This is a genomic window from Mesorhizobium sp. WSM3626 (genome assembly GCF_000513935.1).
GTDB classification, from domain to species: Bacteria; Pseudomonadota; Alphaproteobacteria; order Rhizobiales; family Rhizobiaceae; genus Mesorhizobium; species Mesorhizobium salmacidum.
Genome location: NZ_AZUY01000017.1, coordinates 30125 through 55745, shown reverse-complemented (window position 1 = coordinate 55745; position 25621 = coordinate 30125). Strand labels below are relative to the sequence as shown.

Below are 25621 nucleotides of genomic sequence, written 5' to 3'. Positions count from 1 at the left end.
GGAGGATACTACTTGAACATGTCCTTGAACTGGCCGACATTTTCCTTGGTCACGATGGTGACCGGAACATTGATGATCGGATCGATTTTCTCGCCCTTCTTGAGCTTGCCGAAGGCTTCGATGGCAGCCTTGCCTTCACCGGCCGGATCCTGCTGGACGACGGCGATGACCCAGCCCTCTTCGAGACCCTGCACCGCCGACTTGGTCAGATCCCAGCCGAACACCTTGACGTCGCCGGTACGGCCCTGGCTGGTGACAGCGGAAACCGCCCCGAGCAGGGCCGGCTCGCCGGTCGCATAGAGCGTCGTCATGTCAGCATTGGCCGTCATCAGGTTTTCGGAGGCTGACAGTGCCACGTCCTGCACGTTCTGGCCGTCGACCGTATCGAGGAAGGTGACCTTCTGGCCGCTCTCCGTGACGGCCTTCTTGAAGCCGTCGAGGCGCTGGTTCTGAATGAACGAATTGAGCGCGCCGACGACGCCGATCTTCGCGGTCCCGTTCAGCTTGGTCTTGACGTAGTCGGCATAGAATTTGCCGATGTCCTCGCCGGCCTTGGTGTTGTCGACGCCGACGAAGGCGACGTTGTCGCCGTTCGGGATCTGCGCGTCGATGGCGATGACCGGAATGCCGGCGGCCTTGGCCGCTGTGATCGCCGGCTTCACACCGTTGACATCGATGGCGACGAGGATGATGCCGTCGACCTTCTGGGTGATGTAGTTCTCGATCGCGTCGTTCTGCGCGCTCGGCACGTTGTTGGCGTTGAAAATGACCAGGTCGACGCCGGCGGCCTTTGCCGCGGCCGTCGCGCCGTCATTGATCTGGTTGAAGAACAGGGCCTGCTGGTTGATGGTGACCAGCGCGTAGGTCTCGGCCATGGCGGAGGCAGAGCCGAGGGCGAGGGTCATGGCGATGGCTGCCGCGCAGCCTGAAAGGATCTTGGTAAGACGCATTCCGGTTCCCCTTGGTTTTGCGAAAAGGCCCTTGATCGGGCTCACCTGGCGCTGAGCGCACAGACATAATTCAAGATGCTTGATTTCTTGTCAAGTCACTTGAATTAGCTTCACCGAAAGCAACGGGGTCAGAATGTCGCCGGCGTGTTGACCCAAAAAATGCTGGCGCGTTCATCGCCGACATTGCGATACCAGTGCGGCAATTCGGAGTTGAAAACGAAGGAATCTCCGGCCGTCAGGCGAAACGTCTTTTCGCCGACCATCAGATCGATCGCGCCTTCCAGGAGATAGCCGACTTCCTCGCCGGCATGCTGGATCGGGCCGGCACTTTCACCGCCTGCTTCGATATGGTGAATATTGCACTGCAGGAGATGCCCGGGCGAATAGGGGATAACGCGCTCGAGCGAAATGCCTTCGCCGCGCCGCAGCGGATCGAGAGCGATCAGCGGCCGCGCCCCGGCCCGAAAGACTATGCCTTCCTCGCCGTCGGACTCCTCGAACATCCAGCCGATATTGGTGCCGAGCACCTCGACCAGCCGGTGAAGCATGGGCAGCGAGGGCGAGATCTTGCCGTTCTCGACCTTGGAAAGCAGGCTCTCGGAACAGTTGGCGGCGGCGGCCAGCGCCTTCAGGGTCAGGCCGCGCGTCTGCCGGGACAGTTTTAAGCGTGTGCCGAGCCGCAAGAGGCTGGTTGCGGTCGAACGTTCGTCGCCGCCCTTGCTGTTATGGGTATCGATCTTGTTCATTGGGGGGCGCGAACATCTCCGCTGGTTGGGCTGACTCGTAAAACCGATCCCGGGCGTTGTCCATCCTGCGAAAAACGGACAACGCGTCGGATCAGGTCAATGACCCATCCAGGGCCGCCGCCGCGCCCGCCTCTTCAAGCGCGCGCGAGAGCGGCGGTCCCCTATGCCGCTTCGCGCTTCAGCGCCTGCGCCATGCAATGGATTCCGCCGCCGGTCTTGGAGATTTCGCTCATGTCGACGGCCGCCACCTCAAAGCCGCGCGCCTTGAGTTTCTCGATCAATGTCTTGCTGGATGTCGGCGCGATCACCCGGTCCTTGCCCAGCGACATGAAGTTGCAGCCGAGCGCCATCGTGTCCTGGAAGGGGACGTCGATGATCTCGTGACCCTTGCCCTTCAGCCAGTCGACGATGCCGGGCTCGGTGCAGGCGAGGCAGACGGCGGTGAGCTTTTCGGCGATCGGCACCACCATCAGGTCGATGTGAACGTAGTATTCGTCGATGAAGGCAATGCGCGTTTCCCAGCCTTCCTTCTCGAACCAGGCCTGCACCTGGCGGGCGCCTTCCTCCTGCGTGCGCGCGCCGCCGCAGCCGATCAGCACCACGCCGTCCTCGATGACGTTGAAGTCGCCGCCCTCGAAGGTGCCTGCCGTCACCATGTCGTAGATCGGGATGCCGAGCTTTTCATAGGTGCGGATGGCCGCGTAGTTCTCGCCGCGCCGCCACCAATTGGCCATGGCAGTGATGATCGCGCCATAAGGCGTCATGACGCTGGAATCACGGGAATAGACCTGCATCGGCAGTTCCGGCGTCGGCTCGTGCCAATGGATGTTAACGCCGAAATGCTCGTAAGCCGCGACCAGATCCTTGTGCTGCGCCTGCGCGATCTGGACGTTGCAGGGCGCCTCGCGCAGATGTTTTCGCGAGAGCGAGCTGGTCGACAGGTGACGCAAGAAATTCGGCGAGCCGAGCAGCACGTCGGTCAACACGTCGGTCTCGTTGGCGAAGCCCCAGACGGTCAGCGGCTTGGTGCCGCCGGAGGGATTGCGGCGCTGCAGCGAAAACGGCTCGGCGATGATGCGGTCATGAACGGTCATGCGGTTCTCCTCGTGGCTTGTTCTCAAGAATTGGTCGGTCGCGCATTGTTTGGTATCCACCAGTCGCGCCCGCGCGGCGTGGTGACATATTCCGGCCAGCGGAAATTGATCGGCGGCTCGTAGTCGCAGAGCGGGGCGATCCAGTTGGAGCCGCCAACGCCGCCGCCGGTACGGGTGGTGAACTCGCTCATCGCCTCTTCGCGGGCGGTTTTGTCCTCGATCAGGCGCAGCGCCGCCAGCGCGACCGTCTTGGCCGCGCAGATGACCATTGGATCGATCGTCGCGGGAATGCCGCCCAGCGCATTCATCACCCATGCCGGAAAAGCGTGGCCGTTTGCCGAGCGGAGCGCTGGGCGGGCGACATAGAAGCGCGCGGTCGGCGCGTGCCAGCTCATGTCGGTGTAGTCGTCGGAAGTCGAATTCACCTGCGACGGCGGCAAGTCGCGGCGCAAGATCGCCTCGGCCTCTTGCGGCGAAATCAGCCGTTCCAGTTCGTCGATAAAGGGGTTTTCGGTCGTGGTGCCGCCGGCATTGACCTGGATTTCTCGCGCGATCGTCTTGGCGGCTTCGTCCCAGCGAGGTGGTCCGACAATTGACAGGGCTTCGTAGGCAATCCCGGCCATGGCGTGGTTGGCGAGCCCCGGCCGCGACTTCGACACCCAGTGCCGTTCGTAGCGGCAGCCGCTGATCGCGGCCGCGGCCGCGGCGTTGCGGTCGAGCACCGCCGTCACCTGCTCGGCCATACGAAGCGTCGGCACGCGGATCATGTACTGGATCTCGGCCAGGCCTGCCGGCAGATTGTCGGCCGTGGCCTGGCCAGCCGTCAGGATCGCCTCGCTGATCGACCAGCCGCCCTGGTGCGGGAGCATGGAATCGCGCAACGCCTTGGAGGCCATGAACATGGTCATCAGCGCATCGTTGGCGCCCGGTGCCCTGACCGCCGAATGCGCCTGCGGGATCGGTGCGCCGTCGCCTGCGCGAACCCAATTTTCGGGTTCGTCGCAGACGAAGCGATAGATCATCGCGTAGGCCGCACCGCAATGCGTGTCCCAGCGCGCGGTGTTGCAGAGCGGCAGCATATAGAAGGGATGGAAGGAGATCATGCCGGCAAGGCCGTCATAATAGCCTTTGGCGGCATGGATCGGCTTCGAGCCGCGCACCTTTTCGGCCGGTTCGCCGGTGAAGCGCAGCGTGCCTTGAATACCGTCGCGCTGCATGGCGGCCTTGGTCGCGAGCAGCCCGCCGAGACTTGCTATGCCAAGCCCCGAATGCGGATCGGTATGGCCGCCGGCCTCGTCGCCAAGGCCAGGTCGCGGCTGCCTCACCGTCACGGCGTCCTGGCAGTTGCCGGGCACTGCGTCATACTCGGCATACATGCCGACGGTCGGTCCGGCGCCGTTTGTCCAGTGGGCGCAGAAGGCGGTCGGCATGCCGCCCGAGCCTTCCTCGACCGAAAATCCCTCGCGCTTGAGCCGATCGACATACCAGGCGGCCGATTGGTACTCGCGCCACGCGGTCTCGCCGAAATCGAAGATGGTGCGTGTCCAGGCCGACAGCAGGGGCTGGATGCCGTCGAGGCAGGCAAGCGCGGTCTCTTGCGCCGATGTCGTCACCGGTTTGTCCATGCCTAAAAGAAAGCAGTGAAGCGGCTCGCCAAAAAGTGATATGTTTTCCCGGTTCGTGCAAATTCGGTTCACCTCTTGAGAATTCCATCCACACAGGCGCTACGCGCCCTCGACAGTTTCGCCAGGCATGGCAGCGTCTGGCGCGCCGCCGACGAACTGCACCTGACCCGCAGCGCGGTGAGCCATCAGCTGCGGCTGCTGGAGCGCGACCTTGGCTTCGATCTGCTGGAGCGTATCGGCAAGGGCGTGGCGCTCACCCCGCGTGGCCAGCGCTATGCCAGCGACGTGCGCAAGGCGCTGACCGTGCTGGGCGACGCGGTCACGCGCGATGCCGGCACCGGCGTCGGCGGCTCGTTCGCCGTCTCTTGCACGCCAGGCTTCGCCTCGCTGTTCTTGTGCACCCATATCGGCGAGTTCCGGCAGATGTATCCCGATGTGGCGCTGCGCATCCTGACGCCCAGGCGGCTCGACGATGTCAGCAATGCCGATGCCGACGCCTTCATCGCCTTTGGCGTCGGCAACTGGCCGAACCGCATGGCCGAACTGTTGTGCGAAATCTCGTTCACGCCGCTTTGCAGCCCGACGCTGCTCAACAAGGTCGGCGGCTTTTCCCGGCCGGCGGACGTGCTGCGCGCCAATCTGCTGCATCTCGACGACACCGAGGACTGGGCACGCTGGCTGGCGCTGTCCAAGGTCGAAAACCCGGACACCGAAGGCGGTATCTTCTTTTCCGACATGAATCTCGTCTTCTCCGCGGCGATCGCCGGCCAGGGGATTGCCATGGGTGACGAACTGACCAGCCGCCGCGCGCTGAGCGAAGGCCGTCTGGTCAGGCCGTTCGACATCGCGATCAAGTCGCCGCGCTCCTATTTCCTGGTCTCCGAACACGCCAAGGCCTCGCACCCGGTCCTGGAAGCGTTCGCGGGATGGCTGAGGTCGACGCTCTCCGAGAGCCGCATTCAGCCTCATTGAGGGGCAGGGGGCCCGCCATAGATGAATGAAATTTGCCGATCAGGCGAAAACTATTCGGTTGCGGTGAGCTTCGGCCCTGCCTACGATTTGGCTTAACGGTAAGGATAGAGGCAGGATGCAGCAACCCGGCCGGGCCGCAGAGATCAAGGCAATCGGGATCGGCAAGAGCTTCGGCTCGTTCCGTGCACTGGACAATCTGACGCTCGATATTGGCCGCGGCGAGTTCCTGACGCTGCTTGGCCCTTCCGGATCCGGCAAGACCACCTTCCTGATGATCCTGGCCGGCTTCGTGCAGCCGACCGAGGGCAGGCTTTTCAGCGACGGCGCCGATATCACCGACCGCCCGGCCGAGCAGCGTGCCGCCGGCATGGTGTTCCAGGGCTATGCATTGTTCCCGCATATGAGCGTCGAGGCAAACATCGCCTTCCCGCTCAAGGTTCGCAAGAAATCGGCCACCGAGATCAAGAAGCGCGTCGGTGAGATGATCGAGCGTGTCGGTCTGATCGGCCACGAGAAGAAATTGCCGTCGCAGCTTTCCGGCGGCCAGCAGCAGCGCGTCGCACTTGCCCGCGCGCTGGTGTTCGAGCCGGGCGTGCTTTTGCTCGACGAACCGTTTTCAGCGCTGGATAAGAGCCTGCGCGGCCAGATGCAGGCCGAGATGAAGCGCCTGCACCAGGAGACCGGCACCACCTTCGTCTTCGTCACCCACGACCAGAGCGAGGCCTTGGCGCTGTCCTCGCGCGTCGCCATCTTCAACCATGGCAAACTGCTGCAGGTCGGGGCGCCGGACGAGGTCTACGATCGGCCGGCCAATCGCTTCGTCGCCGAATTCCTGGGCGAGATCAACATGCTGCCGCTGAAAGGCGTGCGCAGCGCCGATGACGGGGCCACCGGCCTTTGCGAGGACCGCGCCGTCAGCCTGCGCGGCAATCCGGCGACTGTCGGTGCCAACGCCATCCTGGCGATCCGGCCCGAACACATGTCGATAACGCGCGAGGCCGCCGCCGGAGAGAACGGCATTGCCGCGACGGCGATCGCCTCGACCTATCTGGGGGCGGCAACCAAGCTCGACCTCACCACACGCCAGGGTGCCAAAGTAACCGTCTCGGTGCCCAACGAGATCGCGGCGGCTGCTCTCAGCAAGGGCAATTCCGTCTGGCTGACATGGCCGGCGGAAAAGGGTTTCCTCCTTCCGGACGGAGGACAATGAGCGCCGGTGAAGCCTGATCCGCCGCACCGGCTTCCGTAGTTAAAATCAACAAAAACAAAGGGGAACTGACATGAACATGAACGACACCAAAAAACAGGCCATCGAAACGCTGTCCGAAAGGACGATACGCGGCGAGATTTCGCGCCGCCAGTTCACGCAGCTAGCGGCGCTCGTGCTCGCCGGCACGCCGATGCTGCTGCGTTCGAGCGGCGCATTCGCCGCTGCGAAGGAACTTGTGCTGGTCAACTGGGGCGGCGACGCCATCACGGCTTATGACGCGGCCTATGGCCAGGCTTTCACCAAGGACACCGGCATCACCGTCAAGATGGACGGCTCGGGCCCGACTGAAGGCGCGATCGCCGCGCAGTTTAAAAGCGGCGCCCCGACCTGGGACCTGGTCGACGTCGACCCGTTCTCGGCCATTACGCTCGGCGCGCAAGGCATGCTCGAGCCGATCGACTACAATATCGTCGACAAGAAGAAGATGCGGCCGGGCTTCGGCTGGGACTATGCCGCCTCGACCTATTTCTTCTCCTATGTCATCGCCTACGATTCCGAGAAATACGGCAAGGATGCACCGACCGGCATGGCCGATTTCTTCGATGTGAAGAAATTCCCGGGCAAGCGTTCCCTCTACAAATGGGGCGTGTCGAGCTGGGAAGCGGCCCTTTTGGCCGACGGTATCGCGCCGGCTTCGCTCTATCCGCTCGACTTGAAACGGGCGCACGACAAGATATCAGCCTTCAAGGAAAACGTCGTCGCCTATTGGGGCGGCGGCGCCGAGAGCCAGAGCGTGCTGCTCAATGGCGAAGCCTCGATGGCGATCGTCTGGTCGACGCGCGCCTCGCTGATCGAGCAGGATTCCGGCGGCAAGATCAAGTTCATCTGGGACCAGGGCCTGATCTCGCCCGGCGCGCTGGCCGTGCTCAAGAACAACCCCGGCGGCAAGGATGCTGCGATGAAGTTCATCGCCAGTGCCCAGGATCCGGAAAAGCAGTTGGTGATGTTCGACAAGCTCGGCCAGGGTCCGGCCAATCCGGCGGCCGATGCGCTGATCCCTGCCGACAAGAAGCGCATCAACCCCGTCGATCCCGAGAACATGAAGAAGCAGATCGCACTCGACATGGATTGGTACGCGAAGAACTACGGTGCGGCACTCGACGAATACACCAAGATCATCTCCGCCTGACCGGCGGCGATGCTGAACTGACATGAGAGGCGTTCTCTCCGACAGGATGGGCGCGGCGCTGTTGATGGCGCCGCTGCTCCTGTTTCTCGGCCTTGCCTATGCCTGGCCGTTTCTCGGCGTGGTGAAGTGGAGCTTCACCTTGCCGACGCCCGGGCTTGGCCAATACAAGGCGTTGCTCACCGACGATCTGGTGCAGTCGGTGTTCATCCGCACGCTGCGCATCGCCGCCATTGTCACAGTTGTGTCAGTCGCCGCCGCCTATGCCATCACGGTGGTCTGGGTGCGCGGCAGCCCGGCGCAGCGCCTCATCGCCGAATTCTGCATCCTGGTGCCGTTCTGGATCTCGGTGCTGACGCGAGCCTTCGGCTGGGTGGCGCTGCTGTCCAATCGCGGCCTGATCAACACCTGGCTGCAGTCGATCGGTTTCATCTCCGAACCGCTGACTTTGGTGCGCAACGAGTTCGGCGTCATTGTCGGTATGACCCATTTCCTCATTCCGTTCGCCGTCTTTCCGCTGGCTTCGGCCATGCGCAGCCTGGACGACCGTGTGCTGCTGGCAGCGCGCGGCCTCGGCTCCAGCCGCATGCGCACCTTCTGGACGGTGTTCGTGCCGATGACGCGCTCCGGTATTATCGGCTCCGCGATGATCGTGTTCGTCTTCTCGCTCGGCTTCTTCGTAACGCCGGCGATTCTCGGTGGCGGCCGCAGCGTCATGATCGCCGAATTGATCTATCTCAGGATATTCCAGAGCCCGGACTGGGGGCTGGGAGCTGCGATCAGCGTAGTGCTGGTGCTGTTCGTCGGCGCGCTGATGGCGCTCTTGTTCCGTTATGTCAGACCGAAGCAGCTTATCTGATGCCGACTTATCGCCCCGGTCCTGTCTCGCTGGTTATCGCCGCCCTGGTGGCGCTGTTCCTGCTTATGCCGCTGCTCGCCGTCATTCCGGTATCGCTGACGCCTAGCCGCATGCTGGCGATGCCGACGGGTGAATTGTCGCTGCGGCACTATCGGTCGTTGATTGAGGATCCGCGCTGGCTCGAGTCGATTCTGCTTTCGATCCGCATCGGCATTGTCAGCAGCGCCATTTCGACTGTACTGGCGCTTTGTTTCAGCCTTGGTGTGTGGATGTTCCAGCCGCGCTTTACGGCAGCCCTGGTCGGCTTTGTGCTGTTGCCGATGGTGGTGCCGCCCGTGGTTTCGGCGATCACGCTCTACTTCCTGCTCACCTCGATCTCAGGCGTCAGTTCCTTCTTCGGCTACGACACCTGGCTCGGCGTTGCCATGGCGCATTCGGTGATGACGGTGCCGTTCGCGACCGTGCTGATCCTGGTCTCGCTCAGCCAGCTCGACCGCCGCATCGACCTTGCCGCGCGCGGCCTTGGCGCAAGCGTGTGGGAACGCGCCACGCGCATCATCATGCCTAACATAAAGTTCGGCATCGTCACCGCGGCACTGCTCTCCTTCGTGCTCTCCTGGGAAGAGATCGGCGTCACCCTGTTCATCACCTCGGTCAACGCCATCACACTGCCGCGCCTGATGTGGATGGGCCTGCGCGACAACATCGACCCGGCGATCGCGGCGCTTTCGGTGATTTTGATCATCATCACGGTGCTGGTTCTGGCGGTGAGAAGCGTCGTGGTCCGGCTGAACCGGGGGAGCAGGCCGGTCTAGACGAACCGCACCGAGACTTTGCCAAATCTGCCCAAATCGCCAATGACTTCGTCACCGGCCTCGACGCGTATCGGCGTCAAGCAAGTGCCGGTGATCACCACCTGTCCCGGCTGAAGCGCTATACCTAGACCCGACAGCTCATTGACCAGCCATGTGAGCGCAATACGGGGATCGCCGAGGACAGCCGCGCCGGTTCCGTCGTGCCGCGACTTGCCCGAAACAAGACCGGTCACCGGGTACTCCGCGAGATTCACGTCGCGCCATTCGTCTTGCGTGGGCTGGCCGATAACAAAGAGATTGGCGCAGGCATTGTCCGCTATCAGCTGCGGCGCGCCGACGGCGCAGAAATCGTCATAGCGTGAATCCGGTATTTCGATCGCCGGATGCAAGCTCGCCACGGCGTCCATCACTTCAGCGATTTCATAAGGTGCCGGGCGAGGTGGGACCTGGCGGCCGAAACGGAAAGCGAATTCGACCTCGGCGACCCGCATCTTGCTTGTCGCCAGCGAGACGGTCCCGCCAACCTCGATCGCTTTCTCTGCCAGCAGGCGCCCGGCCATAGGGCCGTCGACATTGATATGCCTTTGACCGGCAAGGCTGGTTGCCGCGATCTTCCAGCCGAAAAGCGGGGCCGCCGAACGATCCATGACATAGGCCTGGATGGCATAGCCTTCGGTCCGCGTCGTCGGCCGCAACTCCTCAGGTATCGTGTCGACATGGGTGCCGTTGTCCCAATGACTTACCAGCAGATGCGACGCGGCCCTGGCTTGTTCTGGATCGAGCATGGTCAGCTCCCGAAAATCGGGAACATGCCCTTTGTCCGGCCAAGCCTGCAAGGAACATTTCATCGGAGGACCAGCCTATATACGGCAAGACCACGTGACCACGCTCATGGTTCATTTGCGAGGCTCTACCGCGCCGGCTGACGAGATTGTCGGCAAGTCGTATTTTCGAGATCATGGGCGTTCATCATTCCGATGACGAATCGCCATCGTCTTCGCGTGGCGAACCGCTATATCTGCGAAGGGATGCGGACATGGACAGGCTTTGGAAAGCATTGCCAGTCGCGCAACGGCTTGAGGAAATGGACGATGACCGCGCCCGGTGATTTGCAGCAGGCCCTGTTTCTCAGGTTGAAAAGCGATGCTTCGCTGTCGGCGCTGCTGGGGGGCGCCGGACTGCTCGAGCGGCCAACCGACAACGTCGCCTTTCCCTATGTGACTTCAGGCCAGACTTCTGCCTTCGACTGGCATACTGGGGCCGAGAACAACGATGACCAGCTGATCACGCTGCATGTCTGGTCGAAAGCCCATGGTGAAGCCGAAACGCTTGCCATCATGGCCGCCATCGAGGCACGCCTTGCCGACGCGGTGCTGGTGATCGGCCCGCGTGGCCAGACGCGGCTGTCGCTGGAATTCAGCGAGGCGCGTTATGATGAGGAACTGCTTGTCCATCATGGTCTGCTGCGATTCCGAGCGCTGACGCAGGAAAACGCCTGACGCGCTTTCAATATCATCGAAACGGAGTCTAAACTGGCTCTCGCGGGTTTCACTGGTGGGGCGGTGAAATCCAGATTGTCTGTCTCGCGTTGCAGGGGTGTGGCGAGCATGGTTTCAGGGCCGTTCACCGTTCATTTCACGTTCAGCACCGACGCGTTAGAACGCCGGTCATGAAAACGCTTCGCTCCCATTTCCGAACCGCGACCCTGGCGCTTGGTGCCGCTGGGCTGTTTGCGTCGCAGGCAATGGCGATACCGGTGATCGCACCCGACCAGCCCAGCCCGATCGTCCTGGCCGCATCCGACTGCTATGCGATCGGTCAGCAGGTGGCCCAGCAGAATGGCGGAACACTAGCCAAGGCCTCGGCGTCGACGCGTGGCGGCCAGCCGGTCTGCGTTATCGTCGTGCTCGTGCCCGGCAAGGACGGGCAGCGTCCGCGCCGCTCCGAAATCGTCGTTCCACAGAACTGACGCAGTCTTCCCTTCCTACAGGGCTCCGTTTCCCAGGCCGGCGGAATCGGCCTATATCTGAAACCTCAACAGGCATTGGTCCCCGCATGCGCGTACTCGTTGTCGAGGATGACAAGGATCTCAACCGCCAGATTTCGGATGCGCTGGTCGATGCCGGCTATGTCGTCGACCGTGCCTTCGATGGCGAGGAAGGCCATTTCCTCGGCGACACAGAGCCTTACGATGCCGTCGTCCTCGACATCGGCCTGCCGCAGATGGACGGCATCAGCGTGGTCGAGCGCTGGCGTCGCGGCGGCCGCAAGATGCCGGTGCTGATCCTGACCGCACGTGACCGCTGGAGCGACAAGGTGTCCGGCATCGATGCCGGTGCCGACGATTACGTCACTAAGCCGTTCCACATCGAGGAGGTGCTGGCGCGGGTCAGGGCCTTGATCCGCCGCGCCGCCGGCCACGCCTCGTCGGAACTGACCTGTGGGCCGCTGCGTCTCGACACCAAGGCTTCGAAGGCCGATGTCGCCGGCGTGCCGCTGAAATTGACCTCGCACGAATTCCGGCTGCTTGCCTATCTGATGCACCACATGGGCGAGGTCGTTTCGCGGACCGAACTGGTCGAGCATCTCTACGACCAGGATTTCGATCGCGATTCCAACACGATCGAGGTCTTTGTCGGGCGGCTGCGCAAAAAGATGGGCATCGACATGATCGAAACCGTGCGCGGTATGGGCTACCGCATGCGTGAGCCGGAGGCGTAAGGCGGAACCGCTCGCTACCAACTCAACCGTGGGCAGACGGCTTTCGCTGCGCGCTTGGCCGCGTTCGCTGACGTTCCGCGTCATCGCCTTCTCCACCGTGTGGGCGATCCTGACCCTGGTCGTCATCTTCACCCTGATCACCACGCTCTACCGACAGGCCAGTGAGCGAGGCTTCGACAGTTTGCTGTCGGCGCATTTGTTCAACCTGATCGGCTCCATCGGCATTTCCGACAGCGGTGCGCTAACCGGTTCCCCCGATCTTGGCGACCTCCGTTTCTCGGAACCGAATTCGGGCTGGTACTGGTCCGTCGAGCCCGCCTCGGAAGGCGTGCATGGCGATCTTCATTCTTCGTCCATGACCCGGACCATCCCGTCGCCCGACGTGGCGGATGTTCCCTTCAACGCCAATTTCCAGCGCAGCTATGCCGCGCAAGGCATTAATGGCGAGGAACTGGTCGTGTTCGAGAGCGAATTCGTTCTCGATGCCAAGAACCGCGCCGCGCGCTTCCGCGTCATGGGCAACAAGACCGAACTGGAGCAGGAAATAGGAACCTTCCAGCGCCGCTTGCTGACCTATCTCAGCCTGTTCGGCATCGGCATGATCGCCATCAACGCCATCGCCATCCTGCTCGGGCTGCAGCCGCTGCGCAGGGTCCGGAACGCACTTGCCATGGTGCGCGAGGGCACCGCGCAGAGGCTCGACGGCCGCTTCCCGGCCGAGATCGAACCATTAGCCAACGAAACCAACGCGTTGATTGAAAACAACAAACGCATTGTCGAGCGCTCGCGGACGCAGGTCGGCAATCTCGCCCATTCGCTGAAGACACCGCTTGCCGTTCTGCTCAACGAGGGCCGGGCGCTTGGCGGCGCCAAGGGACAGTTGATCGCCGAGCAGGCCGCGTCCATGCAAAAGCAGATCGACCATTATTTGCAGCGCGCCCGCGTCGCGGCGCAGCGCGACAGCGTCGTCTACCGCACGCCGGTGGCACCGCTGGTGCAGCGCATGGTGCGCGTTTTGCAGAAGCTCAACCCGCAGACCAGTCTGTCGCTGTCGTTGCCCGCGGCCGAGCTCATCTTTGCCGGCGAACGCGAGGACCTCGAGGAACTGCTTGGCAACCTTCTCGAAAACGCGATGAAGTGGGCAAAGAGCGCGGTGTCGGTTACGGTTGCGCCTTTGGCCAGCAGCGGTGACAACCTGTTCGAGATCAGCATCGACGACGACGGCCCTGGCATTCCCGAAGACAAGGCGCGCGAAGCCATGAAGCGTGGACGCCGCCTGGACGAGACAAAGCCTGGAACGGGTCTGGGCCTCGCCATCGTCGCCGACCTGGTCAACGAATATGGAGGCGGGCTGGTGCTGGAACGGTCCGGCATGGGTGGATTAAAGGCAGTGGTGCGATTGCGGAGCCTTCAGTGACGTTTCCCCAGGCCAATCGACACCGACGGGCGGCGCATGCTATGGCGGCATATCGATTGACCTCGGACTGGCCGGCGGCGGCCAAATTTCCGGCAAATATCAACACTATGGCCACGCCCACTTCTCAGATGATGCTCCCCGCGCATCCATGGCAGGCTCCAACTCAGGAATACCGGTTGTTGGCATGAAGATTCGCGTCGCGCTTGTTTCCGCCTTGCTGGCCGTATCGGGCTGCACCACCTTGAGCGGCAAGGGCCCGACCGTGCCGGCGACACCGGCCTCGACGCCTCCGGCCAGCGGCAAGGTTGTCACCAAGTCCATCATTTCCGCCATGGGCGGTGGTCTCATTGGCGGGTCGATCGGCAATGGCCTGAGCGATACGGAAAAGCGCAGCGCGCTCGAGGCCGAATACAAGGCGCTTGAATATACGACGAGCGGCCAGAAGGTGGCGTGGAAGGGCGATCAGGCGTCGCGCCATGGCGAGGTGGTTCCAGCCCAGCCTTACCGTGTTGGTTCGCAGGATTGCCGCCAGTACACGCAGACGGTATTCACCGGCAGCGCCAGTGTCACGGCGCACGGAACGGCCTGCCGCAATGCCGACGGCAGTTGGACGCCATTGACCTAGCCAACCGGGTCCGGTTGCGATCCGGCCAGTTGATGTCGATCAAGGACATTCGGCGTGCCTGCCGTCAAAGCGTCGCAGGATGCCTGTGTTGGCAGGGCAGGGCTCTGCCGTTATTGGAAGAACCATGCTGTTCTGGGTCATAGCCGCAATTCTCACGCTGGGCGCCAGCCTGGCGGTGCTTTTGCCGCTGGCCGGGGCCTCCAAGGGCGCGCCATCGAGCGGCGATCACGATCTGGAAGTCTATCGCGATCAATTGGCCGAACTCGACCGCGACGCCGCACGTGGCCTGATCGGGCCCGCTGAAGCGGCCGAGGCGCGCGCCGAGATCGCCCGCCGCATCCTTCGCCTGGGCAATGCTGATCCGGCCGGCGAGACGTCCGGCAGGTCGGCATCGGTCACGGCACGACTTGTTGCGACCGTCGCCGTGCTGGCGGTGCCGTTGGTCAGTTGGGGGCTCTACAGCCAGATCGGCTCGCCTGACCTGCCGTCGCAGCCGCTCAGCGACCGGCTTGCCAAGAACCCCGCCGACAGTTCGGTCGATGAGCTGGTAGCGCGCGCCGAAGCCCATCTTGCTGCCAATCCTTCCGATGGGAGAGGCTGGGACGTGCTGGCGCCGGTCTATCTGCGCATGCAGCGCTTTGCCGACGCCGCGGCGGCCTACCGCAACGCCATACGCCTCGACGGCGACAGCGCCGTCCGCCAGGCCGGCCTCGGCGAGGCGATCGCCGGTGCCGCGGGCGGTATTGTTTCGGCCGATGCCCAGGATGCCTTCGAGGCGGCCTTGAAGCTTGACCCGGCCAATGCGAAAGCCAGCTTCTATCTGGCCATGGCGTTGGCGCAGGAGGGCCGCGGCAAGGAAGCGGCCGCGGCCTGGCAGGCGATGCTTGGTACGCTGCCGCCGGATTCGCCATGGCGCGGCGCCGTCGAACAGGCATTGGCCAAATCCGGCGGCCCCGAAGTCGCTTCCGGCGCGGCCGCGAAAGGCCCCGATGCCGCCGATGTCGACGCGGCATCTTCCATGTCGCCGCAGGACACGGAAGCCATGATCAACACCATGGTTGCCGGCCTCGACGACAAACTTCGTCAAAATCCGCGCGACCCGGAAGGATGGATGCGGCTGGTTCGTTCCTATGTCGTGTTGGGCAAGACCGATCAGGCACGCGATGCGCTGGGCCGCGCCATTGCGGTCTTTGGGGCCGACAGTGACGAAGCCAGGAAATTCACCGCCTTTGCCGCCTCGCTCGGCTTGACGGCGACGGAGTAGAACTGACATGACGCGCAAGCAGAAACGATTGTCGGTGATTGTGGGCGGCTTGGCTTTCCTCGCCGCCGCCACCAGCCTAACGTTCTACGCGCTTGGCCAGAAAGCGTCCTATTTCTACATGCCGGCCGACCTGACCACGGCCAGTGTGCAGCCCGGCCAGCGCATCAGGCTCGGCGGTTTGGTCGAAAAAGGCACCATCCAGCGTGGCCAGGGCGCGACGGTTGCCTTTTCGGTCACCGATACCCACAAATCGGTCAAGGTGACCTATACCGGCATCCTGCCCGATCTTTTCCGCGAAGAGCAGGGCGTCATCACCGAGGGCACCTTCGGCACCGACGGTGTCTTTGTCGCCGACAGCGTACTGGCCAAGCATGATGAGCGCTACATGCCCAAGGAAGTTGCCGACGGGCTGAAGGCCAAGGGTGTCTGGCAGGAGAGCAAGAGTGAGTAACTCTGGCAGGAGAGCAAGCGTGAGTTGCGGGAATGGTTGAAACCGGACATTTCGCCCTGGTTCTGGCGTTCGCGCTTTCGCTGGTGCAGACCGTCGTGCCGCTGTTTGGCGCGCGGCTGAATAACCAGCGCCTGATGGCAGTCGGCGGTCCGGTCGCGGTGACCGGTTTTGCCCTGACGGCGCTGTCCTTCGCCGCACTTGCGAGCGCTTATGCAAGCTCCGATTTCTCGCTGGCGACCGTCTGGGAGAACTCGCATTCGCTGCAGCCGCTGATCTACAAGATCACCGGAACCTGGGGCAACCATGAGGGCTCGATGCTGCTCTGGGTGCTGATCCTGACCTTCTTCGGCGCGCTTGTCGCCGCTTTCGGCTCCAACCTGCCGGCGACGCTGCGCGCCAACGTGCTTGCGGTGCAGGGCGCCATTGGCGCTACCTTTTTCCTGTTCATCCTGGCGACGTCCAATCCTTTCATCCGGCTCAATCCGCCGCCCATCGAAGGCCGCGATCTCAACCCGATCCTGCAGGATCTTGGCCTCGCCATTCATCCGCCGCTGCTTTATCTCGGCTATGTCGGCTTCTCGATCTGCTTTTCCTTCTCGGTCGCGGCCCTCATCGAGGGGCGCATCGATGCCTCCTGGGCGCGCTGGGTGCGGCCATGGACGCTGGTCGCCTGGATGTTTCTGACCGGCGGCATCGCGATGGGATCGTACTGGGCCTATTACGAGCTCGGCTGGGGCGGTTTCTGGTTCTGGGATCCGGTCGAAAACGCTTCCTTCATGCCGTGGCTGGCGGGCACCGCGCTGCTGCATTCGGCCATCGTCATGGAAAAGCGCTCAGCGTTGAAGATCTGGACGCTGCTGCTTGCCATTTTGACCTTCTCGCTGTCGCTGCTTGGCACCTTCCTGGTGCGTTCGGGCGTCCTGACTTCCGTCCACGCCTTTGCCACCGATCCGACGCGCGGCGTCTTCATCCTGTGCATCCTGACGTTGTTCATCGGCGGCTCGCTGGCACTGTTTGCGCTGCGCGCCTCGAAATTGACGGCAGGCGGCCTGTTCCATCCGATTTCGCGCGAAGGGGCGCTCGTCCTCAACAATCTGTTTCTGACCACGGCGACCGCCACCGTGCTGGTCGGCACGCTCTATCCGTTGGCGGTCGAGGCTTTTTCGGCCGACAAGATTTCGGTCGGAGCGCCGTTCTTCAACCTCACCTTCGCCCCGCTCATGGTGCCGCTGCTGGTGATGGTTCCCTTTGGGCCGCTGCTGGCCTGGAAACGCGGCGATGTCTTTGGCGTCGCGCAGCGTCTGATGGTGGCGTTTGCGGCCGCCCTTCTGGCAACGCTGGTCACGGCCTTGTTCATCGACGGCGCTTCGGTGCTTGCCGCGCTTGGCGTCGGCCTTGCCGTCTGGCTGATCCTTGGCGCGCTGACCGACCTCGCCGTCAAGGCGGGGTTAGGCAATGCCGCCGCGCCGATCATGGTCAGGCGCCTGGTTGGTTTGCCGCGCTCGGTCTTCGGGACCGCTTTCGCGCATCTTGGCCTCGGCCTGACCGTGCTCGGCATCGTCGGCACGCTCTGCTTCGGCACGGAGAAGATACTGTCCATGCATGCCGGTGAAATCGTCGAAATCTCCGGCCGCACGGTGCGTTTCGTCGGGCTCTACCCTGCGCAGGGACCGAACTACAGCGAGGATCGCGGCCGCTTCGAGCTGATCGGCGTCAGCGGCAGCCCAATCGGCGAAATCAGCTCCGCCAAGCGTTTCTATCCCGTGCGACAGATGACGACGACGGAGTCCGGCATCAAGACCATCGGCCTCTCCCAGCTCTACCTTTCGCTCGGCGACGAGGGCAAGGACGGCTCGGTCGTGGTGCGTCTGTGGTGGAAGCCGCTGGTGACGCTGATCTGGGGCGGCGGCCTGGTGATGATGGCGGGTGCGGCCATGTCGCTGATGGACAGACGCCTGCGTGTCGGCGCGCCATCGCGCCGTCGCAAGCAGGCGGTGGCGCCGGCGGGCCTGCCATGAGGGCGAGGTTTTCACTGACATCGATTGTCCTGCTGCTGGCGTTGCTCTTCGTCGGCACGGCGCTGGCGGTGAAGCCCGACGAGATGCTGGCCGACACAGCACTCGAGGCGAGAGCCCGGGCGCTGTCGGAAGGCTTGCGCTGCATGGTCTGCCAGAATCAGTCGATCGACGAATCCGACGCCGACCTTGCTCGCGACCTGCGTATCCTGGTGCGCCAGCGCCTCGTCGCCGGCGATACCGACCAGCAGGTGATGGACTACGTGGTTTCCCGCTACGGCGAGTTCGTGCTGCTGAAGCCGCGCTTCGACCTGCGCAACGCGTTGCTGTGGGGCACGCCGGTTCTGTTGCTGCTGGTGGGAGGCGTATTTATCGCTCTAAGCGCGCGATCGCGCCGGACGCTGGCGACGAAATCCCTGTCAGCCGACGAGCAGGCGACATTGGACGCGATCCTGCACCGCGACTGACAGCCCAGTCGCGCGCTAACATTACCAAAGTTTCATGTGCCGGAAATGGCGTCGTAATGTGCGCCGCTCTAATTCTCGTTTCTTGAGGATGCCGATCAAGGCGCGTCCGTTTGAAAGAGGATAAGAGATCCATGAATATTGCCCCCAATTCATATTCCCTCACCCGCAAGCGTCTTCTGGCTGCCGTCGCGTCCGTCGCTGTCGCCGGCGCGATCGGATTTGGCGCGCTGACCAGTGGAACCAGCCCCGTTCTGGCTGACGCCGTGCGTGTCGAGGCTCCGCAGGTCCCGAGCTTCGCCGATGTCGTTGAGCGCGTTTCGCCAGCCGTGGTCAGTGTCAAGGTCAAGGCCAAGCTGCAACCGACAGCCGATGACGGTTCCGACGATCAGGGCGGTTTCGACAATCTTCCCAACAATCCGCAGCTGCGCCGCTTCTTCAAGGAATTCCGTGGCTTTGGTGACCAGGACCAGGGTGGTCAGAACGACGAAGGTCACCGCCGCTTCGGCCACCGCGACCGCAACAACGATCAGCCGCGCCCGGTGGCGCAGGGCTCCGGCTTCTTCATTTCCGAAGACGGTTATCTCGTCACCAACAACCACGTCGTTGAAGAAGGCACCGCCTTCACCGTGGTGACCAATGACGGTAAGGAACTCGACGCCAAGCTGGTCGGCACCGATCCGCGCACCGACCTCGCCGTGCTCAAGGTCGACGGCGGCGGCAAATTCACCTATGTCGACTTCGCCGACGAATCCAAGGTTCGCGTCGGCGACTGGGTCGTGGCTGTCGGCAACCCGTTCGGCCTCGGCGGCACCGTTACCGCCGGCATCGTTTCGGCGCGCGGCCGCGATATCGGCGCCGGCCCCTATGACGATTTCCTCCAGATCGATGCCTCGGTCAACCGCGGCAATTCGGGCGGCCCGACCTTCAATCTCAACGGCCAGGTGGTCGGCATCAACACCGCCATCTTCTCGCCCTCGGGCGGCAGCGTCGGCATCGCCTTCGACATTCCTGCCTCGACCGCCAAGCAGGTCGTCGGAGACCTGATGAAGAATGGCGCGGTCCAGCGCGGCTGGCTCGGTGTCGAAATCCAGCCGGTCACCTCCGATATTGCCGAATCGCTCGGTCTGAAGTCCAACAATGGCGCCCTGGTTTCGAGCGCCCAGGATGATGGCCCCGGCAAAAAGGCCGGCATTACCGCAGGTGATGTCATCACCCAGGTCGATGGCAAGGACGTTGCCTCGCCGAAGGAACTCGCCCGCCTGATCGGCGCCTATTCGCCGGGCAAGTCGGTTGACGTCACCGTGTGGCGTGACGGCAAGGGCCAGACGGTCAAGGTCGATCTCGGCAAGCTGCCCGCCAGCGACAAGCAGGCGTCGGGCGACCAGCAGCAGCAACCCGCCGCTCCGGCAAAGCCGGACACGCTGGCAGATCTCGGCCTCACCGTCACTAAGTCCGAAAACGGCAAGGGTCTGGTGGTGACCGACGTCGACCCAGACAGCGCCGCCGCCGATCGCGGCATCCAGCCGGGCGACGTCATCACCGCGGTCAACTCGGCGGAGGTCAACGGCACAGAAGACGTCACCAAGGCCATGGCCGATGCGGTCAAATCCGGACGCAAGTCGGTGCTGATGCAGATCTCCCGCGACGACAACAACCGCTTCGTCGCGCTGCCGGTGGCCAAGGGCTGAGACGACTTTTCCAATGCGGCGGTTTCAGCACCCCCGAGTCGCCGCATGGGAAAGCAAGAAGGAGAGCCCGTTAGTCAGTCATCGCGCTCTTCTTCAGCGGCAGCGGGCTTCCCATCGCCCGCTGCCGCGCCCGCATATGACTGCCCATCACGCCCTCGTGCCCGAAGCCGATTGGTCGGTGGTTGCGGGTAACGACATGACCGGGAACCGGCATGTCGGGCGTAACGACGCCACGGAACAAAGATTTTATCGCGCGCGCTCTCGATCCTCTTGATCGCGATGTGCTTTGGCAAAGGCTAAAATGCAGATGCCGGCTACTCAACCTTCCAGCGAAATCGCGTATAACGGCCCTATGAAGATTCTCGTCATAGAAGACGATCGCGAGGCTGCGGATTATCTGCAGAAAGCCTTCACGGAAGCGGGTCATACCGCGCATGTCGCGGGTGACGGCGAGACCGGCTTCGCGCTTGCCGATGCGGGTGACTATGACGTGATGGTCATCGATCGGATGATGCCGCGCCGCGACGGCCTATCCGTCATTGCCGCTCTCCGCTCCAGGGGCAACACGACGCCGGTGCTCATCCTGTCGGCGCTGGGCGAGGTCGATGACCGGGTCACTGGCCTGCGCGCCGGCGGCGACGACTATCTCACCAAGCCCTATGCCTTTTCCGAACTTCTGGCGCGCGTCGAGGTGCTGAATCGACGCGCCAGCGCCAAGGAGGCCGAGACCGTCTACCGGGTTGGCGACCTTGAACTCGACAGGCTATCGCATTCCGTCCGCCGGGCGGCGCGCGAGATCACGCTGCAGCCACGCGAATTCCGTCTGCTCGAATATCTTATGCGCCATGCCGGCCAGGTGGTGACGCGCACCATGCTGCTCGAAAATGTCTGGGATTATCATTTCGATCCGCAGACCAATGTCATCGATGTCCACGTCTCGCGGCTACGCGGCAAGATCGAAAAGGGTTTCGACAAGCCCATCCTGCACACGGTTCGCGGCGCCGGCTACATGCTGAAGGGCGGCTAGGCGGCAGCATGGCGCTTTCCGTGCCCGCCATCATGAAGACGACGGCCGCACGGCTTTCGGCGCTGTATCTCCTGCTCTTTGCACTCTGCGCGGTGCTGCTCGTCCTCTACATGACTTCGCTCTCGGCGCGCATGTTGACGGCGCAGACGCAGGAGACCATCAACGACGAAGTGCTCGGCCTTGCCCGCGCCTATCAGCGCGGAGGTCTGCCGGTATTGGTCCGCGTGGTCGAGGCCCGCTCGCGCCAGCCCGGCGCCAACCTCTATCTGATCGCCGATGCCAACGGCCAGATCCTGACAGGCAATGTGCAGAGTCTTGAACCTGGGGTGATCGACACCGAGGGCTGGACGACCGAGCCGTTCTCCTACAAGCGCTTCGGCGAGGGTGAGCTTGATCGCCTGCGCAGCGGAACGTCGGACCAGGCGACGCCTCCTTCGACTGGCGATAATGCGCCGCCGCAGGCCGAAGGCGAAAAGGGTCACAACGCCATTGCCCTGGTGCTGCGGCTGCCGAACCAGATGATCATGCTGGTCGGCCGCGATCTCGGCGAACCCGAGCGGTTCCGTGCCGTCATCCGCCGTTCGCTGGTGCTGGCGCTCGGCATGATGGGGGTGGGCGGCATCCTGATCTGGTTCTTTGTTGGCCGCGCGGCATTGAAGCGTATCGACGGGGTTTCCGAGGCAAGCCGGCGCATTATGGGCGGTGATCTCAGTGGCCGGTTGCCGGTGACCGGCGCCGGTGACGAGTTCGACCGGCTATCGGAAAACCTCAATGTCATGCTGGCCAGGATCTCCACGCTCAACGAAGGCCTGAAGCAGGTATCCGACAACATCGCGCATGACCTGAAGACGCCGCTGACCCGGCTGCGCAACCGGGCCGAAGCGACGCTTTCCGGCAAGCAGAAAACATCGGACTATCGGCAGGCGCTGGAAGGCACCATAGCCGAGTCTGACCAGCTGATAAAAACCTTCAACGCCATCCTGATGATCTCCCGGCTGGAAGCTGGGTATTCTTCCGAGCACACCAACCGCGTCGATCTGGCGGCGGCCGTGCGTGATGTGGTCGAACTCTACGAGCCCGTGGCCGAGGAGGCTGGCGTTGCGCTGGACGCCGAGGTGAACGGTGCTTTTGTCGTTGACGGCAACCGCGAACTGATCGGCCAGGCGCTTTCCAACATCGTCGACAATGCGATCAAGTACTCAACCGATTCCACATCCAGGCCGGCGGTCCGTGTGGCGCTCGAACGCACGCATGGCGAGATCAGGCTTTCCGTCGCCGACAACGGCCAGGGCATTCCCGACGAAGCCGATCGCGCCCGGGCGACCGAACGATTCGTACGGCTGGAGAAGAGCCGTTCGCAGCCCGGTTCCGGCCTTGGCCTCAGTCTCGCCAAGGCCGTCATGACATTCCATTACGGCCGGCTTGACCTGTTGCCTGGCAATCCGGGACTATCCGTGGTCATGAGTTTCCCCGCGCGGGAGGACCACTGATGGCGGCCGTTGCCAAGCGGAGCAAGACAGACTGGTTGCTGAGCCTGGAAACCTCGCTTGCTCCGCTCGACGAGAGCCGGGCACGGCAGGAATTGTTCGAAATCGCGGACGCAGCGCGCGAAGAAGGGCTGACACGGGCAGCCAAATTCCTGGCCGGCAAGGGGACGGCGCAGGATTTCCTGGCCGCCGTCTTTGACTTTTCGCCGTTCCTGCGCGATACGGCGCGCCGCCGGCCGCAAATCCTGGACGGCCTCTTCGACCTGCCGGTCGAGACCCGCCTGAAGGCGATCACCGCCGCGATCGAGCAGGCGCCGCTGGCGGAAACGGTCTCGGAATCCGGCCTGATGATGGAGCTGCGCCGGCATAAGGCCGAGGCGCATTTCCTGATCGCACTCGCCGATCTTTCGGGCGAGGCTGAAACCTCGCTGACTGTAAGGCGGTTGAGCGATCTCGCAGACGCCTGCACCCGCGCGGCCGTCGATTTCCTGCTGCGTGACGCGCATGGCCAGGGCAAGCTCAAACTGCCCGACCTCGACAGTCCGTCGCATCGATCGGGATGGATCCTGCTCGGCATGGGCAAGCTCGGCGCGCATGAGCTGAATTTCTCCTCCGACATCGACCTCGTCGTGTTCTTCGATCCGGAAGCGCCCGCAGTGGTCGATCCACTCGACGCCACCGACCTGTTTTCACGCCTGACGCGGCGGCTGGTGCGCATCCTGCAGGATCGCACCGAGCACGGCTATGTCTTCCGCACCGATCTGAGATTGCGTCCCGATCCCGGCTCGACCCCGCTGGCAATTCCGGTTGAAGCCGCGCTGCGCTACTACGAAGCGCGCGGCCAGAACTGGGAACGCGCCGCGATGATCAAGGCGCGCCCGGTCGCCGGCGATCTCGCGGCGGGCGATGCCTTTCTCAAGGAGCTCCAGCCCTATATCTGGCGCAAATACATGGACTATGCGGCTATTGCCGACGTCCATTCGATCAAGCGCCAGATTCATGCCCATAAGGGTCATGGCGAGATCGCCGTGAAAGGACACAACGTCAAGCTTGGGCGCGGCGGCATTCGCGAGATCGAGTTCTTCGTCCAGACCCAGCAGCTCATCGCCGGCGGCCGCTTCCCGGAGCTGCGCGGCCGCGAAACCGTGCCGATGCTCGGTCAGCTCGCGGCTCGGGGCTGGATCACATCAGATGCGCGTGACGCGCTCGCGCGCCAGTACTGGTTCCTGCGTCGCGTCGAACACGCTATCCAGATGGTGGCCGACGAGCAGACGCACACGCTGCCGGAAGACGATGAAGGGCTGGAGCGCATCGCCCGCATGCTGGGCTTTGCCGACGCGGTCGTGTTTGCCGGGGCGTTCCGTGCCTCGCTGCAGCAGGTCGAGCGCCACTATGCCGCGCTGTTCGAAACAGCACCCGAGCTTTCGGCCGGCATCGGCAACCTGGTCTTCACCGGTGACGTCGACGACCCGGACACGCTGCGGACCTTGCACGGCCTCGGTTTTCAGAGGCCAAGCGATATCTGCCGTGTCATCCGCGGCTGGCATTTCGGGCGCTATCGCGTCACCCGGTCGGCGGAGGCGCGCGAGCGGCTGACGGAACTGACACCGGCACTGCTCAAGGCCTTTGGCCAGACGCGCCGGGCCGATGAGGCGCTGGTCCGTTTCGACGAATTCCTCGCCGGCCTGCCGGCCGGCATCCAATTGTTCTCGTTGTTGCAGTCGAACCCCGCCTTGCTCAGGCTGATGGCGACGATCATGGGCGCGGCACCCCGGCTGGCGGCGATCATCACCCGCTGGCCGCATGTCTTCGACGGCTTGCTCGACCCGGCATTGCTGACCGAGCTTCCCGACCGCGTCTATCTCTCGGCGCGGTTGTCCGCCTTCCTCGAAGGCGACAGGGCCTATGAGGACGTGCTCGACCGGCTGCGCATATTTGCTTCCGAGCAGAAATTCCTGATCGGTGTGAGGCTGCTCGCCGGTTCGATCGATCCGGCCCGCGCCGGCCGCGCCTTCTCCGATCTGGCGGACCTGACCATCGCGGCTGCGTTGCAAGCGGTGACCGCAGAATTCGCGGTGCGCCACGGCACGATCGCCGGTGGCGTGGTTTCGCTGCTCGGCATGGGCAAGCTCGGCAGCCGCGAATTGACCGCCGGATCGGATGTCGATCTTATTCTGCTTTACGACCACGATGCGAATGCCGAGGACTCCGACGGTGAAAAACCGCTGGCGCCTTCGCACTACTACACCCGCATGACGCAGCGGCTGATATCGGCTGTATCGGCGCCGACGGCGGAAGGGGTGCTCTACGAGCTCGACCTGCGTTTGCGGCCGTCCGGCAACAAGGGACCGGTCGCCACCCACATCGATGCCTTCAAGAAATACCAGCGCCAGGAGGCTTGGACCTGGGAGCACATGGCCCTGTCGCGGGCGCGGCCGATTGCTGGTGACCCCCGCCTATGCGGCGAGGTCGAGGCGGAAGTTGTCACGTTGCTCAGCCAGCCGCGCGATGCGGCGAAGGTGAGGGCGGAGGCGTCGGACATGCGTGCCATGATCGAGCAGGAGAAGGCGCCACGCGACCTCTGGGACATCAAGCTGATCCCGGGTGGTCTGATCGATCTCGAATTCATCGCCCAGGTGGCTGTCATCATCAGGCAGGTCGAGGCCGGGCCGCGCGCCACCGGTACGGCCGAGATCCTGTCTCGCCTGACGCCACGTTTCGCCAATGCCGGGATCAGGCAGGACCTTGGCGATGCTTACGCCCTCTATCTGGCGCTGACCCAGATGACGCGGCTGTGCCTTACCGGACCCTTCGAACGTGACGACGTTCCGCCGGGGCTTTCGGATCTGCTTCTGGCGGTCACTGACCTGCCGGATTTCGGTGTGCTGGAGGCACACCTCAAGGAGACGTCGCAAAAGGTCAGGAAGGATTTCGACCTTTTGCTTCGTGCCGGGGGTTCGTGATCAACGAGCGTTCGGCTGCATCGGGGGTGACGATGCAAC

At 63.4% G+C, this 25621-nt stretch carries 23 protein-coding genes; 18 read left to right on the top strand and 5 right to left on the bottom strand.

The window, feature by feature from the left end; translation table 11 throughout:
* Window positions 1–8 precede the first annotated feature (8 nt).
* The 4 genes from M653_RS0114190 to M653_RS0114175 all read right to left on the bottom strand — a co-directional run bounded on the left by M653_RS0114190 (window position 9) and on the right by M653_RS0114175 (window position 4415).
* Window positions 9–950: a substrate-binding domain-containing protein gene (locus M653_RS0114190; RefSeq protein WP_027143945.1), complete on the bottom strand. Its 942-nt coding sequence runs from the start codon at window positions 948–950 to the stop codon at window positions 9–11.
* A gap of 128 nt (window positions 951–1078) precedes the next feature.
* Window positions 1079–1696: a cupin domain-containing protein gene (locus M653_RS0114185; protein ID WP_027143944.1), complete on the bottom strand. Its 618-nt coding sequence runs from the start codon at window positions 1694–1696 to the stop codon at window positions 1079–1081.
* A 161-nt stretch (window positions 1697–1857) separates the two neighbouring features.
* Entirely contained in the window at window positions 1858–2790 is a 933-nt protein-coding gene (locus tag M653_RS0114180) for a dimethylarginine dimethylaminohydrolase family protein (RefSeq protein WP_027143943.1), read from the bottom strand.
* 23 nt (window positions 2791–2813) lie between these two features.
* Window positions 2814–4415, bottom strand: a complete 1602-nt coding sequence (locus M653_RS0114175; RefSeq protein ID WP_027143942.1) for a peptidase M20 — start codon at window positions 4413–4415, stop codon at window positions 2814–2816.
* Between the two features lie 75 nt (window positions 4416–4490).
* Here M653_RS0114175 and M653_RS0114170 point away from each other — a divergent pair, with 75 nt between their 5' ends.
* The 5 genes from M653_RS0114170 to M653_RS0114150 all read left to right on the top strand — a co-directional run bounded on the left by M653_RS0114170 (window position 4491) and on the right by M653_RS0114150 (window position 9457).
* Window positions 4491–5387, top strand: coding sequence for a LysR substrate-binding domain-containing protein (locus M653_RS0114170; protein WP_027143941.1), 897 nt, complete (start codon window positions 4491–4493; stop codon window positions 5385–5387).
* 115 nt (window positions 5388–5502) lie between these two features.
* Complete coding sequence (locus M653_RS0114165; RefSeq protein WP_027143940.1) at window positions 5503–6597, top strand: ABC transporter ATP-binding protein; 1095 nt, start codon at window positions 5503–5505, stop codon at window positions 6595–6597.
* Window positions 6598–6673: 76 nt separating this feature from the next.
* Entirely contained in the window at window positions 6674–7786 is a 1113-nt protein-coding gene (locus M653_RS0114160) for an ABC transporter substrate-binding protein (RefSeq protein WP_027143939.1), read from the top strand.
* Between the two features lie 22 nt (window positions 7787–7808).
* The gene (locus M653_RS0114155) at window positions 7809–8642 is read left to right on the top strand and encodes an ABC transporter permease (RefSeq protein WP_027143938.1); all 834 of its coding nucleotides are present in this window, start codon (window positions 7809–7811) and stop codon (window positions 8640–8642) included.
* Entirely contained in the window at window positions 8642–9457 is an 816-nt protein-coding gene (locus tag M653_RS0114150) for an ABC transporter permease (RefSeq protein WP_027143937.1), read from the top strand. The genes M653_RS0114155 and M653_RS0114150 overlap by 1 nt, the downstream gene beginning before the upstream one ends.
* Here the strand turns inward: M653_RS0114150 and M653_RS0114145 are convergent.
* A complete protein-coding gene (locus M653_RS0114145; RefSeq protein WP_027143936.1) occupies window positions 9454–10242 on the bottom strand; it encodes a fumarylacetoacetate hydrolase family protein in 789 nt (262 codons plus the stop codon). The genes M653_RS0114150 and M653_RS0114145 overlap by 4 nt on opposite strands.
* Before the next feature lie 306 nt (window positions 10243–10548).
* Here M653_RS0114145 and M653_RS0114140 point away from each other — a divergent pair, with 306 nt between their 5' ends.
* From M653_RS0114140 to M653_RS0114075, 13 genes are all read left to right on the top strand, one after another.
* Window positions 10549–10956, top strand: coding sequence for a DUF3168 domain-containing protein (locus tag M653_RS0114140; RefSeq protein WP_027143935.1), 408 nt, complete (start codon window positions 10549–10551; stop codon window positions 10954–10956).
* A gap of 170 nt (window positions 10957–11126) precedes the next feature.
* The gene (locus tag M653_RS0114135; RefSeq protein ID WP_027143934.1) at window positions 11127–11426 is read left to right on the top strand and encodes a hypothetical protein; all 300 of its coding nucleotides are present in this window, start codon (window positions 11127–11129) and stop codon (window positions 11424–11426) included.
* An 86-nt stretch (window positions 11427–11512) separates the two neighbouring features.
* On the top strand, window positions 11513–12178 hold the full coding sequence (locus M653_RS0114130) for a response regulator transcription factor (RefSeq protein ID WP_027143933.1): 666 nt from the start codon (window positions 11513–11515) through the stop codon (window positions 12176–12178).
* Window positions 12179–12206: 28 nt separating this feature from the next.
* Window positions 12207–13595 (top strand): ATP-binding protein, encoded by a 1389-nt coding sequence (locus tag M653_RS0114125; RefSeq protein WP_051442678.1) that lies wholly within the window; start codon window positions 12207–12209, stop codon window positions 13593–13595.
* Window positions 13596–13779: 184 nt separating this feature from the next.
* Entirely contained in the window at window positions 13780–14220 is a 441-nt protein-coding gene (locus M653_RS0114120) for a hypothetical protein (RefSeq protein ID WP_027143931.1), read from the top strand.
* A gap of 124 nt (window positions 14221–14344) precedes the next feature.
* Window positions 14345–15484, top strand: a complete 1140-nt coding sequence (gene ccmI / locus M653_RS0114115) for a c-type cytochrome biogenesis protein CcmI (protein ID WP_027143930.1) — start codon at window positions 14345–14347, stop codon at window positions 15482–15484.
* A gap of 7 nt (window positions 15485–15491) precedes the next feature.
* Window positions 15492–15935, top strand: a complete 444-nt coding sequence (ccmE, locus tag M653_RS0114110; protein WP_027143929.1) for a cytochrome c maturation protein CcmE — start codon at window positions 15492–15494, stop codon at window positions 15933–15935.
* A 32-nt stretch (window positions 15936–15967) separates the two neighbouring features.
* Entirely contained in the window at window positions 15968–17953 is a 1986-nt protein-coding gene (locus M653_RS0114105) for a heme lyase CcmF/NrfE family subunit (RefSeq protein WP_027143928.1), read from the top strand.
* A complete protein-coding gene (locus tag M653_RS0114100; protein WP_027143927.1) occupies window positions 17950–18417 on the top strand; it encodes a cytochrome c-type biogenesis protein in 468 nt (155 codons plus the stop codon). The genes M653_RS0114105 and M653_RS0114100 overlap by 4 nt, the downstream gene beginning before the upstream one ends.
* A gap of 131 nt (window positions 18418–18548) precedes the next feature.
* Window positions 18549–20105: a Do family serine endopeptidase gene (locus tag M653_RS0114095; RefSeq protein ID WP_027143926.1), complete on the top strand. Its 1557-nt coding sequence runs from the start codon at window positions 18549–18551 to the stop codon at window positions 20103–20105.
* A gap of 352 nt (window positions 20106–20457) precedes the next feature.
* Window positions 20458–21132 carry a response regulator transcription factor gene (locus M653_RS0114085; protein ID WP_023771592.1) on the top strand — a complete coding sequence of 225 codons (675 nt, stop codon included), beginning with the start codon at window positions 20458–20460 and terminating at the stop codon, window positions 21130–21132.
* Window positions 21133–21140: 8 nt separating this feature from the next.
* On the top strand, window positions 21141–22622 hold the full coding sequence (locus tag M653_RS0114080; protein ID WP_027143925.1) for an ATP-binding protein: 1482 nt from the start codon (window positions 21141–21143) through the stop codon (window positions 22620–22622).
* A complete protein-coding gene (locus tag M653_RS0114075; protein ID WP_027143924.1) occupies window positions 22622–25582 on the top strand; it encodes a bifunctional [glutamine synthetase] adenylyltransferase/[glutamine synthetase]-adenylyl-L-tyrosine phosphorylase in 2961 nt (986 codons plus the stop codon). Before M653_RS0114080 ends, M653_RS0114075 begins: the two co-directional genes overlap by 1 nt.
* The last annotated feature ends 39 nt before the right edge of the window (window positions 25583–25621 follow it).

Bases quoted from the DNA above. Each gene is read 5' to 3' on its own strand.
- M653_RS0114095 (WP_027143926.1), top strand. From the start codon at position 18,549: ATGAATATTGCCCCCAATTCATATTCCCTCACCCGCAAGCGTCTTCTG.
- M653_RS0114150 (WP_027143937.1), top strand. From the start codon at position 8,642: ATGCCGACTTATCGCCCCGGTCCTGTCTCGCTGGTTATCGCCGCCCTG.
- M653_RS0114155 (WP_027143938.1), top strand. From the start codon at position 7,809: ATGAGAGGCGTTCTCTCCGACAGGATGGGCGCGGCGCTGTTGATGGCG.
- M653_RS0114145 (WP_027143936.1), bottom strand. From the start codon at position 10,242: ATGCTCGATCCAGAACAAGCCAGGGCCGCGTCGCATCTGCTGGTAAGT.
- M653_RS0114120 (WP_027143931.1), top strand. From the start codon at position 13,780: ATGAAGATTCGCGTCGCGCTTGTTTCCGCCTTGCTGGCCGTATCGGGC.
- M653_RS0114175 (WP_027143942.1), bottom strand. From the start codon at position 4,415: ATGGACAAACCGGTGACGACATCGGCGCAAGAGACCGCGCTTGCCTGC.
- M653_RS0114165 (WP_027143940.1), top strand. From the start codon at position 5,503: ATGCAGCAACCCGGCCGGGCCGCAGAGATCAAGGCAATCGGGATCGGC.
- M653_RS0114085 (WP_023771592.1), top strand. From the start codon at position 20,458: ATGAAGATTCTCGTCATAGAAGACGATCGCGAGGCTGCGGATTATCTG.
- M653_RS0114160 (WP_027143939.1), top strand. From the start codon at position 6,674: ATGAACGACACCAAAAAACAGGCCATCGAAACGCTGTCCGAAAGGACG.
- M653_RS0114135 (WP_027143934.1), top strand. From the start codon at position 11,127: ATGAAAACGCTTCGCTCCCATTTCCGAACCGCGACCCTGGCGCTTGGT.
- M653_RS0114180 (WP_027143943.1), bottom strand. From the start codon at position 2,790: ATGACCGTTCATGACCGCATCATCGCCGAGCCGTTTTCGCTGCAGCGC.
- ccmI (WP_027143930.1), top strand. From the start codon at position 14,345: ATGCTGTTCTGGGTCATAGCCGCAATTCTCACGCTGGGCGCCAGCCTG.
- M653_RS0114075 (WP_027143924.1), top strand. From the start codon at position 22,622: ATGGCGGCCGTTGCCAAGCGGAGCAAGACAGACTGGTTGCTGAGCCTG.
- ccmE (WP_027143929.1), top strand. From the start codon at position 15,492: ATGACGCGCAAGCAGAAACGATTGTCGGTGATTGTGGGCGGCTTGGCT.
- M653_RS0114140 (WP_027143935.1), top strand. From the start codon at position 10,549: ATGACCGCGCCCGGTGATTTGCAGCAGGCCCTGTTTCTCAGGTTGAAA.
- M653_RS0114105 (WP_027143928.1), top strand. From the start codon at position 15,968: ATGGTTGAAACCGGACATTTCGCCCTGGTTCTGGCGTTCGCGCTTTCG.
- M653_RS0114130 (WP_027143933.1), top strand. From the start codon at position 11,513: ATGCGCGTACTCGTTGTCGAGGATGACAAGGATCTCAACCGCCAGATT.
- M653_RS0114080 (WP_027143925.1), top strand. From the start codon at position 21,141: ATGGCGCTTTCCGTGCCCGCCATCATGAAGACGACGGCCGCACGGCTT.
- M653_RS0114185 (WP_027143944.1), bottom strand. From the start codon at position 1,696: ATGAACAAGATCGATACCCATAACAGCAAGGGCGGCGACGAACGTTCG.
- M653_RS0114100 (WP_027143927.1), top strand. From the start codon at position 17,950: ATGAGGGCGAGGTTTTCACTGACATCGATTGTCCTGCTGCTGGCGTTG.
- M653_RS0114190 (WP_027143945.1), bottom strand. From the start codon at position 950: ATGCGTCTTACCAAGATCCTTTCAGGCTGCGCGGCAGCCATCGCCATG.